Source organism: Nonomuraea sp. IBHARD001 (genome assembly GCF_056106265.1).
Map to the genome: position 1 here is coordinate 7,400,041 of NZ_JBWBBW010000002.1, position 13,779 is coordinate 7,413,819.

Genomic DNA, 13,779 nt, shown 5'->3' on the forward strand with positions numbered 1-13,779 from the left:
CTTCATGTACCGCTCAGACCATCCGCCATCCCCGACGATCCTTAGGATCGCGAGTGGCACTCGGGTCTTTCGGCCGATACAGGGTCCCGGAAGGAACCCGTCGCCATGAGTCCCGAGATCACCAAGCACAACGGCAAGGCCCAGGTGGCAGCCCTGCGGTCCATGCCGCCCATCGAGCGCTTCACCCCACTCACCCCGCACTTGGCCATTTCCCCGACGGTGAGTGTCGTCGTCCCCGCGATGAACGAGGCGGAGAACCTGCCCCACGTTTTCGCGACCCTGCCCCAGTGGATCGACGAGATCGTACTCGTTGACGGCAACTCCGTCGACGACACGGTCGCCGTCGCCAGGAAACTGCGGCCGAACGTGAAGATAGTCACCCAAACAGGCAAGGGCAAGGGCGATGCGCTCGCGGCCGGTTTCGCCGCCTGCACGGGCGACATCATCGTGATGATCGACGCCGACGGCTCGACGGACGGCCACGAGATCATCACCTTCGTCGGCGCGCTGGTCACCGGAGCCGACTTCGTCAAGGGTTCGCGCTACGCCTCCGGCGGCGGCAGCGACGACCTGACGTTCAGCAGGCGTTTCGGCAACAAGGCGCTGACCGCCCTGGTCAACCTCATCTACGGCACCAAGTACACCGACCTGTGCTACGGCTACAACGCCTTCTGGGCCAGGCACCTGGACGTACTCGACCTGGACTGCGACGGCTTCGAGGTGGAGACGCTGATGAACGTCCGCGCCGCCAAGGCCGGGCTGCGCATCCACGAGGTGCCCAGCCACGAGCGCTGCCGCATTCACGGCGAGAGCAACCTGCGTGCCGTACGCGACGGCATCAGGGTATTGAAGACCATCCTGCGGGAGTGGCGGCGTCAGCCGACGCTGCCCGTGCCCGAGCCCGCCGCGGCACGCGCCGCCGACCAGGGCGCGGCATGAATGGGCTGCCCACCAGGCAGCTCACCCTAAGCGTCGTCATCTGCGTCTATACCGAAGATCGTTGGGCCGACATCGAGGAGGCCGTCGAGTCGGTCGGCAGGCAGCGACGCGGGGCGGACGAGCTCATCCTGGTGGTCGACTACAACGACGACCTCCATCTGAAGCTGAAGAGGGCCTACCCGCAGGCGATCGTCGTGCAGAACACGCACGAGAAAGGCCTGTCGGGCGGCAAGAACACCGGGGTCGACACGGCCACGGGCGACATCGTGGTCTACCTCGACGACGACGCGGTGGCCGACGCGGGCTGGCTGGAGGCTTTGGAGGAGGGCTTCCAGGACCCGCAGGTCGTCGGCGTCGGCGGGCGCACCGATCCGCTCTGGGCCGGTGGGCGCAGGCCGCGCTGGTACCCCCGCGAGTTCGACTGGACCGTGGGCTGCACCTACAGGGGCATGCCCACGGTCAAGGCGCCGATCCGCAATGTGATGGGCGGCAACGCGGCCTTCCGCAGGGCGGCCGTCGCCGAGGCGGGCGGCTTCCACACCGGGATCGGGCGCAGCGTCCAAGGACGCAAGAGCCGCCCGCTCGGTTGTGAGGAGACCGAGTTCTGCATCCGGCTGAGTCAGCGCAGGCCGGGCTCGATCATGCTGTTCGAGCCCGGCGCTGTCATCGGCCACAAGGTGCCAAGCCAGCGCCAGACGTTCGCCTACTTCCGCTCGCGCTGCTACGCCGAGGGCCTGTCCAAGGCCCTGGTCACCCAGAGCGTGGGCGCGGGCGACGGCCTGTCGAGCGAGCGCGCGCACGCGATGAAGGCGCTGCCGCTCGGCGCGCTGCGCGGTGTCGGCGAGGCGCTGCGCGGCGACGTGTCGGGGCTGGGCCGGGCCGTCGCCATCGTCGTCGGCCTCGCCTGGACCGTGTGGGGCTACGCCGTCGGCTCCCTGCGCCTGAAGCTGGTGCGGTCATGACCAGGGTGCCGATCCTCATGTACCACTCGGTCACCGACCGGCCCAACGCCGAGACGGCGCCGCACTCCGTACGGCCTGGCGACTTCGCCGAGCAGCTCGCCTATCTGAAGGAGAGCGGCTTCACCCCGCTGACCGTGGCCGACCTGGTCGCCTCGGTGCACCGCAACAACGGGCGCGTGCTTCCCGCCAAGCCGGTCGTGGTGACGTTCGACGACGGCTATGCCGACTTCCACTCGGCGGCGCTGCCGTTGCTGGCCCACCACAACTTTCCCGCCACGGTCTTCCTGACCAGCGGCTGGGTGGCCGACGCGGGCAAGGACGCCGCGGGCACGGCACTGGACGGCACACTGACCTGGGGCCAGGCCCGTGAGGCCGCGCAGTCCGGCATCGAGTTCGGCGGCCACAGCCACAGCCATCCCCAGCTCGACCAGCTCTCCGACGCCGACCTGCGCCAGGAGCTGCGCCGCAACAAGGGACTGCTGGAGGAGAAGCTCGGCCAACCAGTGGCCACCATGGCCTATCCTTACGGCTACTCCAGCGCGCGGGTGCGTCGCGAGGTGCGCAAAGCCGGCTATTGGGCGGCCTGCGCCGTCGGCAACGCCATCGCGGCCGACCGCCACGACGTGCTGGCCATCCCGCGCCTCACCGTTTCGCAGAGCACCAGCATCTCCATGTTCCGCCGTGCGGTCGAGGGCTCGGGTGTCCCCCTGATCTACCTCAAGGAGCGCGTCCTGACCAAGGGCTACGCGGTGGTGAGAAGAACGAGGTACGGCCTGCGCCGGGTGCGCGGCGATGTCTAGCACCTCGCTCTGGCAGCGACTGCTCAAGGACCTGCGCAATCCGTTGTTCCGCAACGGCTACGCGTTGATGGCCAACACCGGCATCACCGCGGTCCTCGGCATGGGCTACTGGCTGCTGGCCACCAGGTACTACACCCCCGAGGAGTTCGGCAGCGGCCAGGCGCTGATCACCGCGATGCGGCTGTTCGCCTCGCTGACCGCGCTCGGCTTCGTGGGCGCGCTGGCCAGGTACATCCCCATCGCCGGTCGCCGCACCCCCGAGCTGATCCTGCGCGCGTACGGCGTCGCGGCGGCCACGGGCGGCACGGCCGCGGTCGGGTTCCTGCTGACGCTGCCCGTCTGGGGTGACACCTATGCCGTGCTCGGCGGGTTCGGGCCCGGACTGTTCTTCGTGGCCTCCGTCCTGGTGTGGGCGATCTTCACCCTGCAGGACGTGACGCTGGCCGGGCTGCGCAAGGCGACCTGGGTACCCGTCAACAGCATGGCGTTCGGCCTGGTGAAGATGGGCCTGCTGGTCGCGCTGGCCGGGGCGCTGCCCGACGGCGGCATCTTCGTCTCGTGGATCGTGCCGACGGCCATCGCGCTGATCCCGATCAACTACCTCATCTTCGGCGTCCTGGTGCCCAGGCACGTCAAGGAGACCGAGTCCGAGGCCGCGCCGCCCAAGCTGCGGGAGGTCGGACGTTTCCTGGCCGGTGACTTCCCCGGCACGCTGTCGATGCTGGCCATCGTGTACCTGGTGCCGGTGCTCGTCGCGGCGCAGGTGGGCGAGACGACGTTCGGCCGGTTCTCGATGGCCCACACGCTGGGCTGCATGATCGAACTGCTGGCGATGAACATGGCCGTCTCGCTGACCGTCGAGGGCTCCTTCGACCGCGAGGCCCTGGCCGCCAACGCTCGTCAGGCGTTGCGCCGGGCGTTTATGATCATCACGCCGATCATCGTGGTGACGATCGTCGCCGCGCCGTTGATCCTGACGATCTTCGGATCGGCGTTCGCGGAAGAGGGCACGCTGCTGCTGCGGCTGATGGCGCTCGCGGTGTTGCCACGGGTGCTCATCGAGATCTACCTGAGCGGTCTGCGGGCCCGCGGCGAGGCCAGAATGCTGGCATTGGTGCAGGTCGGGCTGGCTGTCATGGTGTTGGTCTCGGTATTGGCGCTGTTCCCCGCATTCGGGGTCAACGCGGTCGGCTACGGGCTGCTGATCAGCGAGACGCTCATGGCGCTGCTGATCTTCCGCGGACTTCGTAAAATTCTCAATTTCGGCGAAAAAGGTCATACGACTGTCACGCAGGGGTCGCCGGAAGCCGCATGATTTACAACGTGAGGCAACGGGCAGGCGATGACATGGCAACCGGCATGACCGACTCCTCCTCCCCCTCGGCACAGCCCGAGTCGGAGGAGGTAGAGGCGACGTCCCCCAACGGCGACGCCGCCCCGGTCACCGACGCGACGACCACGGACGCCGACCCGGCCGCAACCCAGAACTTCCGCATCCAGAAGGCTCCGACGCCCGGTCCCGTACGGGACGGCGAGGCGGGGCCGGGTGGGGAGAAGTCCGAGGAATCACCGGGTGGCGAGAGGGGCTCGGGGAGGTTCGGGAAGGCGAAGCAAGCCGCGGACGTACCGGAGACCGGGAAGTCCCGGGCTTCCGGGGCTTCCGGGGCTTCCGGGGCTTCCGAGGATGGGACCGCGTGGCTGGACGGCGACGCCGACGACGAGGACACGACCGTCGAGCGTCGTCTCCCCTCCGCGAAGCCTCGCTCCGCGCCGCGCGCGATCGCCGCCCCCAAGCCGAAGGCCCCGCAGCCGAAGCCTCAGGCCAAAGCCCAGTCGAAGCCCCAGCCCAAGGCGCTGACCCGACCCAGGCCCAAGCCGAAGCCGCCCGCTTCGGACGTCTCGACCACCGAGCCGGAGCCGACGACCGAGGCGTCCGCCGAGACCACCGTCGTCATGCCCACGCCGAAGGCCACCACGGCCGCCCCCGAGAGCACCACGCCCACGCCGGACGTCACCACGACCGCGCCCGAAGGCCGCACGCCCGAGGCGGAGAACTCCGAGCCCGACTCCGACGACGCCCACGCATCGGCGGACGTGCGCGAGGATCTCCCTTCGCCTGTGGACGCAGGCAGTACTGAGGTCAGCCTCTCCCCAGTGGACGCGGGCACGGTTGAGGTCAGTCCCTCACCCGATGCCGATGCCGAAGACGCCCACGCGTCGGAGGCCGAGGCTTCCTCCCTGCCTGAGGACGAGCACACTCTGCGCCTCCCCCTGGCCGTGGATGACGACGAGGACACCTCCTCGCCCACCGACGCGGACGTGCGCGACGACAAGGACGAGGACGCCCCTGAGGTCGCCCCCGAAGGCGAAGCCCAGGACGAGAGCGCGAGCGAGGCCGAGGACGAGCAACCGCCCGCCTCCGACCTCGCCTCCCCCACCGCCCCCGCCCTCCCTTCGGACACCCCCGCCCTCCCCTCAGACGACGAGGGCGAAGCCGAGGACGCCCCCCCAAGCGCCTCCCACCCCGGCACGCTCACTCCCGCACCCGCGACCCCCCAAAGCCCCCCCAAGCCCACCTCAGCCCCGCTCGTGGTGACCGCAGCCGACGCCCCAGGCGCCAAGCCCCACACCGGACTACGCGCCAGAGCGGAAGCGCTTCTGCGTAAGGCGCCGGTGTGGTTGCCGGTGCTGCTGACGGTCGAGGCGCTCGTCATGTACGTGCTCGCGCTGAAGGTCGCGCCGGGTGCGCTCGCGGGGGTGAACCCGGACGACGTCGACGGGCTCGGGCTGATCTCGGCGTTGCCGGTGACGGCGTTCGTGGCGATCTCGCTCATGCTGGTCGCGTTCTTCGTCACCGTGGCGCAGAACACCGACCGCAAGTTCCTCCTGCTGTTCCAGCTCGCGGCGATCACCTTCGCCCTGCACGGGGCGGGCGCGCTGGTCGCCGACGAACCGCGCTTCCCCACGGCGTACGTGCACGCGGGGTTCGTGGACTTCATCCAGCGCACGGGTGAGACCGCGCCGATCCTGGACGCGCGGATGGCCTGGCCCGGCTTCTTCGCGCTGTTCGCGTTCGTGACGAAGGCGGCGGGGATCACCGATCTGTCCAGCGTGCTCATGTGGACGCCGCTGCTGTCGAACCTGCTCTACCTGCTGCCGTTCGTCCTGATCCTGCGTCAGGTGGTGGCGACCACGCGGGCGCGGTGGTTCGCGGCGCTGCTGTTCGTCCTGGTGCAGTGGATCGGGCAGGACTACTTCTCGCCGCAGGGCTTCACGTTCGCCGTCTATCTGGCGTTCGTGGCGATCCTGCTGCGCTGGTTCGGGCGGGTGGAGCCGCGCGAGGGGCCGCTTCCGGCCAGGCGCGGACTGCGCAGGCTGTGGGCGCGGCTGGACGGGCTGACGCCTGGCGAGCTGGCCAACACGGGCATGGTCAAGGCCGACAAGTTGATCATGTTGCTGCTGTTGATCATGTTGTTCGTGGCGGCGACCGCCTCGCACCAGATCACGCCGTTCATGATGCTGGGCGTGCTGACCGGCCTGCTGCTGCTCAAGCGGACCTCGCTGACGTGGGCGCTGCCGTTCTTCTTCGGCCTCATCGTGCTGGCCTGGATCAGCTACCAGACGACGATCTTCTGGGCCGGACACCTGGACCAGCTGTTCGGCGGGCTCGGCCGCATCCTGGACAACCTGCAGCGCAACACCGGCGACCGGATCGCCGGAAGCGACCCCGAGCACGCCCGCGTCCTCCAGGTACGGCTCGGCATCTGCGCGGCCATCATGGGCCTGGCCCTGGTCGGCCTGCTGCGCAGGCTGCGCCGAGGGGTGTTCGACCGGGCGGCCCTGGTCCTGATGTGCGTGCCCGTGCTCGCACTCGGCCTGCAGAGCTACGGCGGCGAGATCGGCCTGCGCATCTACATGTTCGCGCTGCCCGGCGCGTGCCTGCTGGCCGCCTACGCCTTCTTCCCCAACCTGCCCGCGCTCGGCGCCGGCGAGGAGACGGTGCCCGTACGCAGGCTCAATGTGCGCTTCAACCCGCAGGTGACGCGCAGGGTCTCGCTGATCCTGGCCGCGACCGTCGCGGTGGCGTTCGCGATGGGCTTCCTGGTGGCCCGCTACGGCAACGAGAAGTTCGAGCGCGTCACCACGGGCGAGGTGGCGGCGATGCACTACATCTACGACCACCACAAGCCGAGCGCACGCGCGTACTACCTGGTGCCCAAGCTCGGCGAGGAGGTGACGCCGACGCTGCCGTGGGGCGAGAAGTTCTTCGAGTACGTCTCGATCAGCGCCAACCAGGTCCTGGTGACGAAGGACCCGGCCAACATCGCCCCGGCCGTCCAGACGCTCAAGGGCGCCCCGCGCAACACCTTCCTGGTGGTGAGCAAGGGCCAGGCCAACTACCTGGAGCTGAACGAGGGCTTCCCCGCCGACTGGGTGGACAGGTACCGTGCCTCGCTCGACGCCTCCAAGGATCTCAAGCGCGTCTACTCCAACAAGGACGCGGCGGTCTACACGTGGAAGAAGTTCCCGAAGGGCACCGAGGTCCCCGAGCCGATCACCCTGGCCGGGAGCGGCGATCCGACCTCGCCGTGGACGCCGCTCGGCCTCGCGGCGCTCGCGGTGACGTGGACGTCGCTGTTCGTCTACGAGGTGATCAGGCTCCGGGGCGGCACACGGGGGGCCAGGCTCAGGCGCAGGATGCTGATGATCGGCATTCCGGCGTTCGCCGTGTCGTTCGCGGTGATCGTGGAGAGGTTCCTCACCATCGGTCTCGGACCGTGACCATCCTGGGGAAAACTCACAGCTGACTCCCAGCTTTGCGGCATGATGTCGGCTTCGTCGTCGTCACGGGGAGCCTCGGGTCATGCTGGAGTCGGGAGATCGGCGGCAGGCGCCCGCCGTGGCCGCCTCCCGGCTCGCCGCCGTGGACGCGCTGCGCGGGTTCGCCCTGCTGGGCATCCTGGTGGTCAACATCGCCTACCTGGCCTCCGGCTATCGGATGGCCGGGCTGCCCGAGCCCGCGTTCGACTCGGGGCTGGACTGGGCGGTGCGCTGGGGCGTCACGCTGCTGCTGGAGAACAAGTTCTACCTGCTGTTCTCGTTCCTGTTCGGCTACAGCTTCACGCTGCAGCTCGACAGTGCGGCCAGGCGTGGCAGGGCGTTCACGCCGATGTTCCTGCGGCGGCTCGGCGGGCTGTTCCTGCTGGGCGCGGCGCATGCGGTGCTCCTGTTTCCCGGCGACATCCTCACCACCTACGCGGTCGCCGGGCTGGCGCTGCTGGCCCTGCGCAGGGTCGGGCCGCGCACCGCGCTGATCATGGCGGGGGCGCTCACGGTGGCGCTGGCGCTGGGGTTCGCGCTGGTGGCGGTGCTGGCCGCGACGGGCAGCGACCTGGCGGGCACGGTGTCGGGCGGCGCGGCCGAGGCGTTGCGGTCCGACCGCGCGCTGCACGGGGACGCGCCGCAGATCGTGGCCGAGCACCTGCACAAACTCTCGCTGATCGTCGTCATGCGCGTGATCTTCCAGGGGCCCGCCGTACTGGCCGCGTGTCTCGTCGGGCTGGCCGCGGGTCGCAGGCGGCTGCTGGGCGAGCCCGAGGCGCACGTGGCGACGCTGCGGGCGCTGCAGTGGGCCGGGTTCACCGCGGGGCTCGCGGGCGCCGTCTTCTACGCCTGCGCGGTGTGGGCGGGCGCGGGTACCGTGCTGAAGATGGCGGGGCAGGCCGTCGACCTGCTCACCGCGCCGCTGCTGGCCGCCGCCTACGCGGCCACGCTGCTGCGGGCGCTGCCGAAGGCGCCTCTGCTCGGGCGGGCGCTGGCCGCGCCCGGACGGCTGGCGCTGACGAACTACCTCGGCCAGTCGCTCATCTGCGCCCTGGTCTTCACCGGGTACGGCCTCGCGCTGATCGACAGGGTCGGGCCGCCGACCGAGGTGCTGCTGGCTCTGGTGATCTTCGTCGCGCAGGCCGCGCTGAGCGCCCGGTGGCTGCGCGGCCACAGGTACGGCCCGGCGGAGTGGATGCTGCGGGCCCTCACCCACTGGCGAAGGCCCGGCCGGTAGTCACGCGCCGCCGCGCTGGCTCCACTTGATCTCGTAGGGCGCGAAGTCGAAGGACCTGCCGTCGACGGTCGCGGTCAGCGGGGCGTCGGTGGTGTTGACCATGACCATCTGCCTCGGCTGGCCCAGCACCTTGACCTTCGGGTCCGAGGCGGGCAGCTTCTGCGCCGCCACGCCCGCGGGGAACCACCGCGTGAAGCCGCTGAGCAGCCCGGCCATCGGCAGCTCGTCGCCGCGCTCGGGCCGCCAGAGGCAGCCGTGGCACTGTCCCGCGCTCTTGGCCTGCGGGTTCCAGTACAGGGCGGTGGTGACGCCGCTGGTGGCGAACTCCATCAGCGCCGCGGCCTGCACGGCCGTGCGGTGGTCCTCCTTCCAGCCCGCGTTCTCCGGCTCGACGTACCACTCGGCCCACCAGACCGGCATGTCGCCGCTCTTCTGACGCAGCCAGGCGGTGATCGCGCTGAACTTGCCGAGCGAGGTGAACTCGTCGGGGATCGCGCCCTTGTCCTTGGTCACCGAGGCGCCGTCGATGACGATGAAGTCGGCGCCGTCGTTGTTGTCGATCCAATACTCGATCGCGTCGAGGGCACGCTGGTCGACGGTGCCCCACGGGCCGCGCACCTCGGAGTCGTCCGGCTTGGAGGAGCTTTCGAGCGGGACGTACGGCCCGCCCACCTTGATGTCCTCGTCGACGGCCTTGAGCGCCCGGTAGACCTTGTTGTAGAGCTCGGTGTAGCCCTCGGCGTCCCAGCGGTTGGTCGCGTTGTTCCAGAAGCCCTTGAACTCGTTCCACACCATGAAGTGCTTGACGGTCGGATAGCGCTTGGCGACCGTCACGGCGAGTTTGGCGTAGTCGTCGAAGAACTCGCGCTTGGGTGCGACGGTGGCGTTCTTGCTCCAGTCGGTGCGGCCGGGCGTGCCGCCCTTCATCCAGTCGGGGGCGCAGCACAGGGTGATGACGGGCAGGGCCTTGGAGTCCGACATGAACTTCATGCGCTTGTCGAGCTCGCGGAAGTCGTACTTGCCCTTGGACGGCTCGGGATTGCCCGCCCCCCAGCCCATGATGTGCTGGTTCTGCACCATGGGGACCCGGCTGAGCACGTGGGCGGCCCCGTCGGCGACCTCGCGGCTGTCGTTGGTCGCACTGTACTGCGTGTGGGTGATCCCCCAGCGCGGCCAGCCCTCGACCGCGGGCGGCTGCTCAAGGGTGGGCGCGGCCTGCGAGGGCGGGATGGTGGCGACCTCGCCCCTGGAGCGGTCCCGGCCCGACGCCACGATCATGATCGCGACGACCAGCACGACGGCGACCACGCCCGCGCCGACGGCAACCGGCCACGGAGGTCGCCTTCGCGCGTGCCGGCCGTTGTTCGGGATCACCGGAACCTCCATGGACGTGTGTGGGCGCGGGATGGCACTGGGTCACCCCATCGCCACTCCCTACCGTATCCGCCCCGTCTTGCAGGACGCTTGAAACATTGACTACAGCCGGTCACCTCGGTCGCCGTCCAGCATGCGATGCGCCCTTGCCACCAGAGTGGGCACGGCCGAGCCGATCTCGCCGAAGCCCTCCCCCACGGTCTTGCCCTGCTTGAACCTGGCATGGATGCCTTCGACGATGACCGCGAGCTTGAAGTTACCGAAGGCGACGTAGTACCCGAGATCGGACATCTCACGCCCCGACACCTCGGCGTAGTGCGCGGCGAACGCACGCGAGTCCAGGAAGCCCGGCGTGAGCGTGACGTCGCCGGCCACAGGGATGCTCGCCCGCTCCTCGTCGCCCGGATCCTGCCAGTACGTCAGCGACAGGCCCAGGTCGGCCAGCGGGTCGCCCAGCGTGGACATCTCCCAGTCGACGACCGCGAGGATCTCGGGCTCGGGCGAGAGCCGTACCAGGGTGTTGTCGAGGCGGTAGTCGCCGTGCACGAGGGTGGCGGCGCCTTCGGGCGGCATGCCGTCGCGCAGCCTGGCGACGAGCCTGTCGTACTCGGGCAGGTCGGCGGTCTTCGAGCGCTCCCACTGCTGGCACCAGCGCTGCAACTGCCTGGCCAGGTACCCCTCCGGCCGCCCGAAGTCGCCGAGCCCGACCTCGGCGTAGGAGACGGCGTGGATCTCGGCCAGGATCTCGGCCAGCCGCCTCGACAGCGCGCGCACCTGCTCGGGCGTGGTCTGCGCCAGCTCGGCCTGCTCGCGTACGGCGACGCCCTCGACATGGCCCATCAGGTAGAACGGCGCGCCGATGACGTCCTCGTCACGGCAGAAGGCGATCGGCTCGGGCACCGGGACCGGCGTCGAGGCCAGCGCCGAGATGACCCGCCACTCCCTGCGCATGTCGTGCGCGGTGGGCAGCACGTGACCCAGCGGCGGGCGTCTGAGGACCAGGCTGCGCTCCTTGGTCCGCACCAGGTAGGTGAGGTTGGACTTGCCTCCGGAGATCAGCGAGACCTCCGTCGGCTCGCCCGCGTCGGGGGCGTTGGCCGCCGTCCAGGAGACGAGGGCGGGCCAGTCGATGCCAGGTACCATCATGACACCCCATTAGAACGCCACTCGGGTTGTCGCCGCCACCCGGCCCCGATCGCATGTTTGTCCAGCGGGCGACACGGGGATCAGGACATCCTTTACTGTTGCATTACCTGCGACGGGAGAAGATGGATGGGGGAGCACCTATCCTGACTCAGGCCATGCCGAACGGCGGTCGGGGAAACCGCGAACCCGCAGTAGGAGCCCATGCGTATCTCACTCGTTCACCCCCGTGACCTGGGGGAACCTGAAGTGACCCGCTGGCGGGCTCTCCAGGAGGCCGACCCGGCCTTCGACAATCCGTTCCTCTCGCCCGAGTTCACGATCGCCGTCGGCGACCTGCGCGAGCACGTGAGGGTCGCCGTGCTGCACGACGGGCCGCAGATCGTGGGCTTCCTGCCCTTCGAGCGGCACCCGCTGGGCATCGGCAAGCCGGTCGCGGCCGGGCTGACCGACGCGCAGGGCATGGTCCACGCCAAGGGCATCGACCTCGACGCCCGCAGGCTCATCAGGCAGTGCGGGCTCAACGTCTTCGAGTTCGACCACCTGCTCACCACGCAGGCGATCCTGCCCGAGCGCCACGAGCGCCACCCGTCCCCGCTGATCGACATGAGCGACGGGTTCGAGGCCTACACCGAGGCCATCAAGAAGCAGTCCGGCAAGACGTACAAGTCCACGGTCTACAAGTCGCGCAAGCTCCAGCGTGACGTCGGGCCGCTGCGCCACGACTTCGGCACGACCGACCTCGAACCGCTGCGCACGCTGCTGGCCTGGAAGACCGACCAGTACCGTCGCACCGGCCGCACCGACAGGTTCGCGCACAAGTGGATCGTGGAGCTGGTCGAGCGGCTGCTGGCGACCAGGTCGGAGACGTTCGCCGGCGTGCTCGACATGCTCTACGTCGACGACGTGCCGATGGCCGGGCACTTCGGGCTGCGCACCCGCGACACGATGGTCGGCTGGTTCCCCGCCTACGACACCGCCTACGCCAAGTACTCCCCCGGGCTGATCCACCACCTGGCGATGGCCGAGGAGGCGGCGGCGGCCGGGATCAAGGTCATCGACATGGGCAGAGGCGAGAAGGAGTACAAGGAGAAGCTGAAGAACGGCGAGCACTACGTCGCCGAAGGCCGGATCGCGCGCATCAGCGCGGGCGCGGGCGTGCACTGGGTGGTCAGGGTGCCGCTGCGCAAGACCCGGGCCACCGTGATGGCCAATCCCCTGCTGCTGAAGACCGCCGACAAGGCGCTGAAGACCTACGGGCGGCTGCGCACCGCCCTGCAGTCCTGAGTCCGGGATGACGGTTCAGAGCAGGCATGACCTCACCGATCCCATCGTGACGCCCCGGCCGCGCAGGAACGCGCCCGCGACCCCCGAAAGGGCCATCGCCGAGCGCACGGGCAGGCACGCGCTGCTGCTGCCCTCCAACCGCCTCGGCCTCTACCTCGCGCTGCGCCACTGGTGCACGCCGGGGCAGCGGCTGCTGATGTCGCCGATCTCGGCCGACGAGATCCTCTTCCTGGTGCTGGCCGCCGGGCTGCACCCGGTCATCGCGCCGCTGTCGCCGCGCGACGGCAACATCGACACCACCAGGATCGACCTCACCTCCGTCGACGCGGTCCTCACCACGAACCTGTACGGCCTGCCCGACGACGTGGCCGCGCTGTCGGGCAAGATCCTCATCGAGGACGTCGCCCATGCCATGGAGACGTCGGTGGGCGGTCGTCCGCTGGGCACGTTCGGCCAGGCGGGGGTCTTCAGCCTGTCCAAGCATCCGGCCGCCGGGTCCGGCGGTGTGCTCGTCGTGCGGGACGCCGCCGAACTCGCCGCCCTCGAACGCGAGCGCGACCTGCTGCTGCGGCCCGGCGCGCTGCATCGCGAGCTGCTGAGCGTAGGCTCCTCGATGGCCAGGCAGGCCGCGCTCCGGCTGGGCCTGGTCCGTCCGGCGCTGCGCATGACCAGGCTGCTCGGCCTGGAGGAGAAGCGCGACGGCTATCGCATCGCGGTGCGGGCCGAGGCGCTGGCCAAGGCGCAGGTGAGCATTCCGCAGCTGCCGCCCTTCGACGGCTGGGTGCGGGCCGACCTGCACGACTACCGCTCGCGCCGGGGCCGGGTCGCCCGCTGGTACCAGACGCGGCGCACCGCCAAGGTGGCCGGAGATCGGGCGCGCAGGCTGGAGGGCGTGGCCATGCTGGCCGCGCTGCCGACCGTGGCCGCCGGTGTGCTCGACCAGCTCGACCAGCCGCTGTTCCGGGTGCCGCTGCTGGTGGCCGACCGGGACGCGGCCATCGCCGAGCTGGAACGGCGTGGCGTCGCGACCGGCTATCTGTACGACCCGCCCTACGACGACTACGCGCCCGGGTTCACCGAACCTTCACCCGATCCCGGCGCGGCACGCTGGTGGGCCAGGCACGTGCTGCCGGTCGACCCGATGTACGCGGCCAGGGCACTGCCGGTCCTCCTGCGCCAACAGCCCGCGCCGGAGCGCCCGCTTCCCTGACGG

At 69.9% G+C, this 13,779-nt stretch carries 10 protein-coding genes; 8 read left to right on the top strand and 2 right to left on the bottom strand.

Annotated features, from left to right (window positions below; translation table 11 throughout):
• The first annotated feature begins 105 nt into the window (after positions 1-105).
• The 6 genes from ACTWNK_RS35250 (at position 106) to ACTWNK_RS35275 (ending at position 8,762) form a co-directional block, all read left to right on the top strand.
• On the top strand, positions 106-939 hold the full coding sequence (locus ACTWNK_RS35250) for a glycosyltransferase family 2 protein (protein WP_474309243.1): 834 nt from the start codon (positions 106-108) through the stop codon (positions 937-939).
• On the top strand, positions 936-1,901 hold the full coding sequence (locus tag ACTWNK_RS35255; RefSeq protein WP_474309244.1) for a glycosyltransferase family 2 protein: 966 nt from the start codon (positions 936-938) through the stop codon (positions 1,899-1,901). The genes ACTWNK_RS35250 and ACTWNK_RS35255 overlap by 4 nt, the downstream gene beginning before the upstream one ends.
• Positions 1,898-2,701 (top strand): polysaccharide deacetylase family protein, encoded by an 804-nt coding sequence (locus ACTWNK_RS35260; RefSeq protein WP_474309245.1) that lies wholly within the window; start codon positions 1,898-1,900, stop codon positions 2,699-2,701. Before ACTWNK_RS35255 ends, ACTWNK_RS35260 begins: the two co-directional genes overlap by 4 nt.
• Positions 2,694-4,016 carry a lipopolysaccharide biosynthesis protein gene (locus ACTWNK_RS35265; RefSeq protein ID WP_474309246.1) on the top strand — a complete coding sequence of 441 codons (1,323 nt, stop codon included), beginning with the start codon at positions 2,694-2,696 and terminating at the stop codon, positions 4,014-4,016. Before ACTWNK_RS35260 ends, ACTWNK_RS35265 begins: the two co-directional genes overlap by 8 nt.
• A 32-nt stretch (positions 4,017-4,048) precedes the next feature.
• Positions 4,049-7,483 (top strand): hypothetical protein, encoded by a 3,435-nt coding sequence (locus tag ACTWNK_RS35270; protein ID WP_474309247.1) that lies wholly within the window; start codon positions 4,049-4,051, stop codon positions 7,481-7,483.
• Between the two features lie 82 nt (positions 7,484-7,565).
• Positions 7,566-8,762 carry a DUF418 domain-containing protein gene (locus ACTWNK_RS35275; protein ID WP_474309248.1) on the top strand — a complete coding sequence of 399 codons (1,197 nt, stop codon included), beginning with the start codon at positions 7,566-7,568 and terminating at the stop codon, positions 8,760-8,762.
• Here the strand turns inward: ACTWNK_RS35275 and ACTWNK_RS35280 are convergent, their stop codons facing one another.
• The gene (locus ACTWNK_RS35280; RefSeq protein ID WP_474309249.1) at positions 8,763-10,136 is read right to left on the bottom strand and encodes a GH39 family glycosyl hydrolase; all 1,374 of its coding nucleotides are present in this window, start codon (positions 10,134-10,136) and stop codon (positions 8,763-8,765) included.
• Positions 10,137-10,238: 102 nt separating this feature from the next.
• Positions 10,239-11,282, bottom strand: a complete 1,044-nt coding sequence (locus tag ACTWNK_RS35285) for a phosphotransferase family protein (RefSeq protein WP_474309250.1) — start codon at positions 11,280-11,282, stop codon at positions 10,239-10,241.
• Positions 11,283-11,528: 246 nt separating this feature from the next.
• Here ACTWNK_RS35285 and ACTWNK_RS35290 point away from each other — a divergent pair, with 246 nt between their 5' ends.
• Together ACTWNK_RS35290 and ACTWNK_RS35295 are read left to right on the top strand one after the other, a co-directional pair.
• Positions 11,529-12,566, top strand: coding sequence for a GNAT family N-acetyltransferase (locus ACTWNK_RS35290; protein WP_474309251.1), 1,038 nt, complete (start codon positions 11,529-11,531; stop codon positions 12,564-12,566).
• A gap of 7 nt (positions 12,567-12,573) precedes the next feature.
• Complete coding sequence (locus ACTWNK_RS35295; protein WP_474309252.1) at positions 12,574-13,776, top strand: DegT/DnrJ/EryC1/StrS family aminotransferase; 1,203 nt, start codon at positions 12,574-12,576, stop codon at positions 13,774-13,776.
• The last annotated feature ends 3 nt before the right edge of the window (positions 13,777-13,779 follow it).

Bases quoted from the DNA above. Each gene is read 5' to 3' on its own strand.
- ACTWNK_RS35250 (WP_474309243.1), top strand. From the start codon at position 106: ATGAGTCCCGAGATCACCAAGCACAACGGCAAGGCCCAGGTGGCAGCC.
- ACTWNK_RS35295 (WP_474309252.1), top strand. From the start codon at position 12,574: ATGACGGTTCAGAGCAGGCATGACCTCACCGATCCCATCGTGACGCCC.
- ACTWNK_RS35285 (WP_474309250.1), bottom strand. From the start codon at position 11,282: ATGATGGTACCTGGCATCGACTGGCCCGCCCTCGTCTCCTGGACGGCG.
- ACTWNK_RS35260 (WP_474309245.1), top strand. From the start codon at position 1,898: ATGACCAGGGTGCCGATCCTCATGTACCACTCGGTCACCGACCGGCCC.
- ACTWNK_RS35265 (WP_474309246.1), top strand. From the start codon at position 2,694: ATGTCTAGCACCTCGCTCTGGCAGCGACTGCTCAAGGACCTGCGCAAT.
- ACTWNK_RS35270 (WP_474309247.1), top strand. From the start codon at position 4,049: ATGGCAACCGGCATGACCGACTCCTCCTCCCCCTCGGCACAGCCCGAG.
- ACTWNK_RS35275 (WP_474309248.1), top strand. From the start codon at position 7,566: ATGCTGGAGTCGGGAGATCGGCGGCAGGCGCCCGCCGTGGCCGCCTCC.
- ACTWNK_RS35255 (WP_474309244.1), top strand. From the start codon at position 936: ATGAATGGGCTGCCCACCAGGCAGCTCACCCTAAGCGTCGTCATCTGC.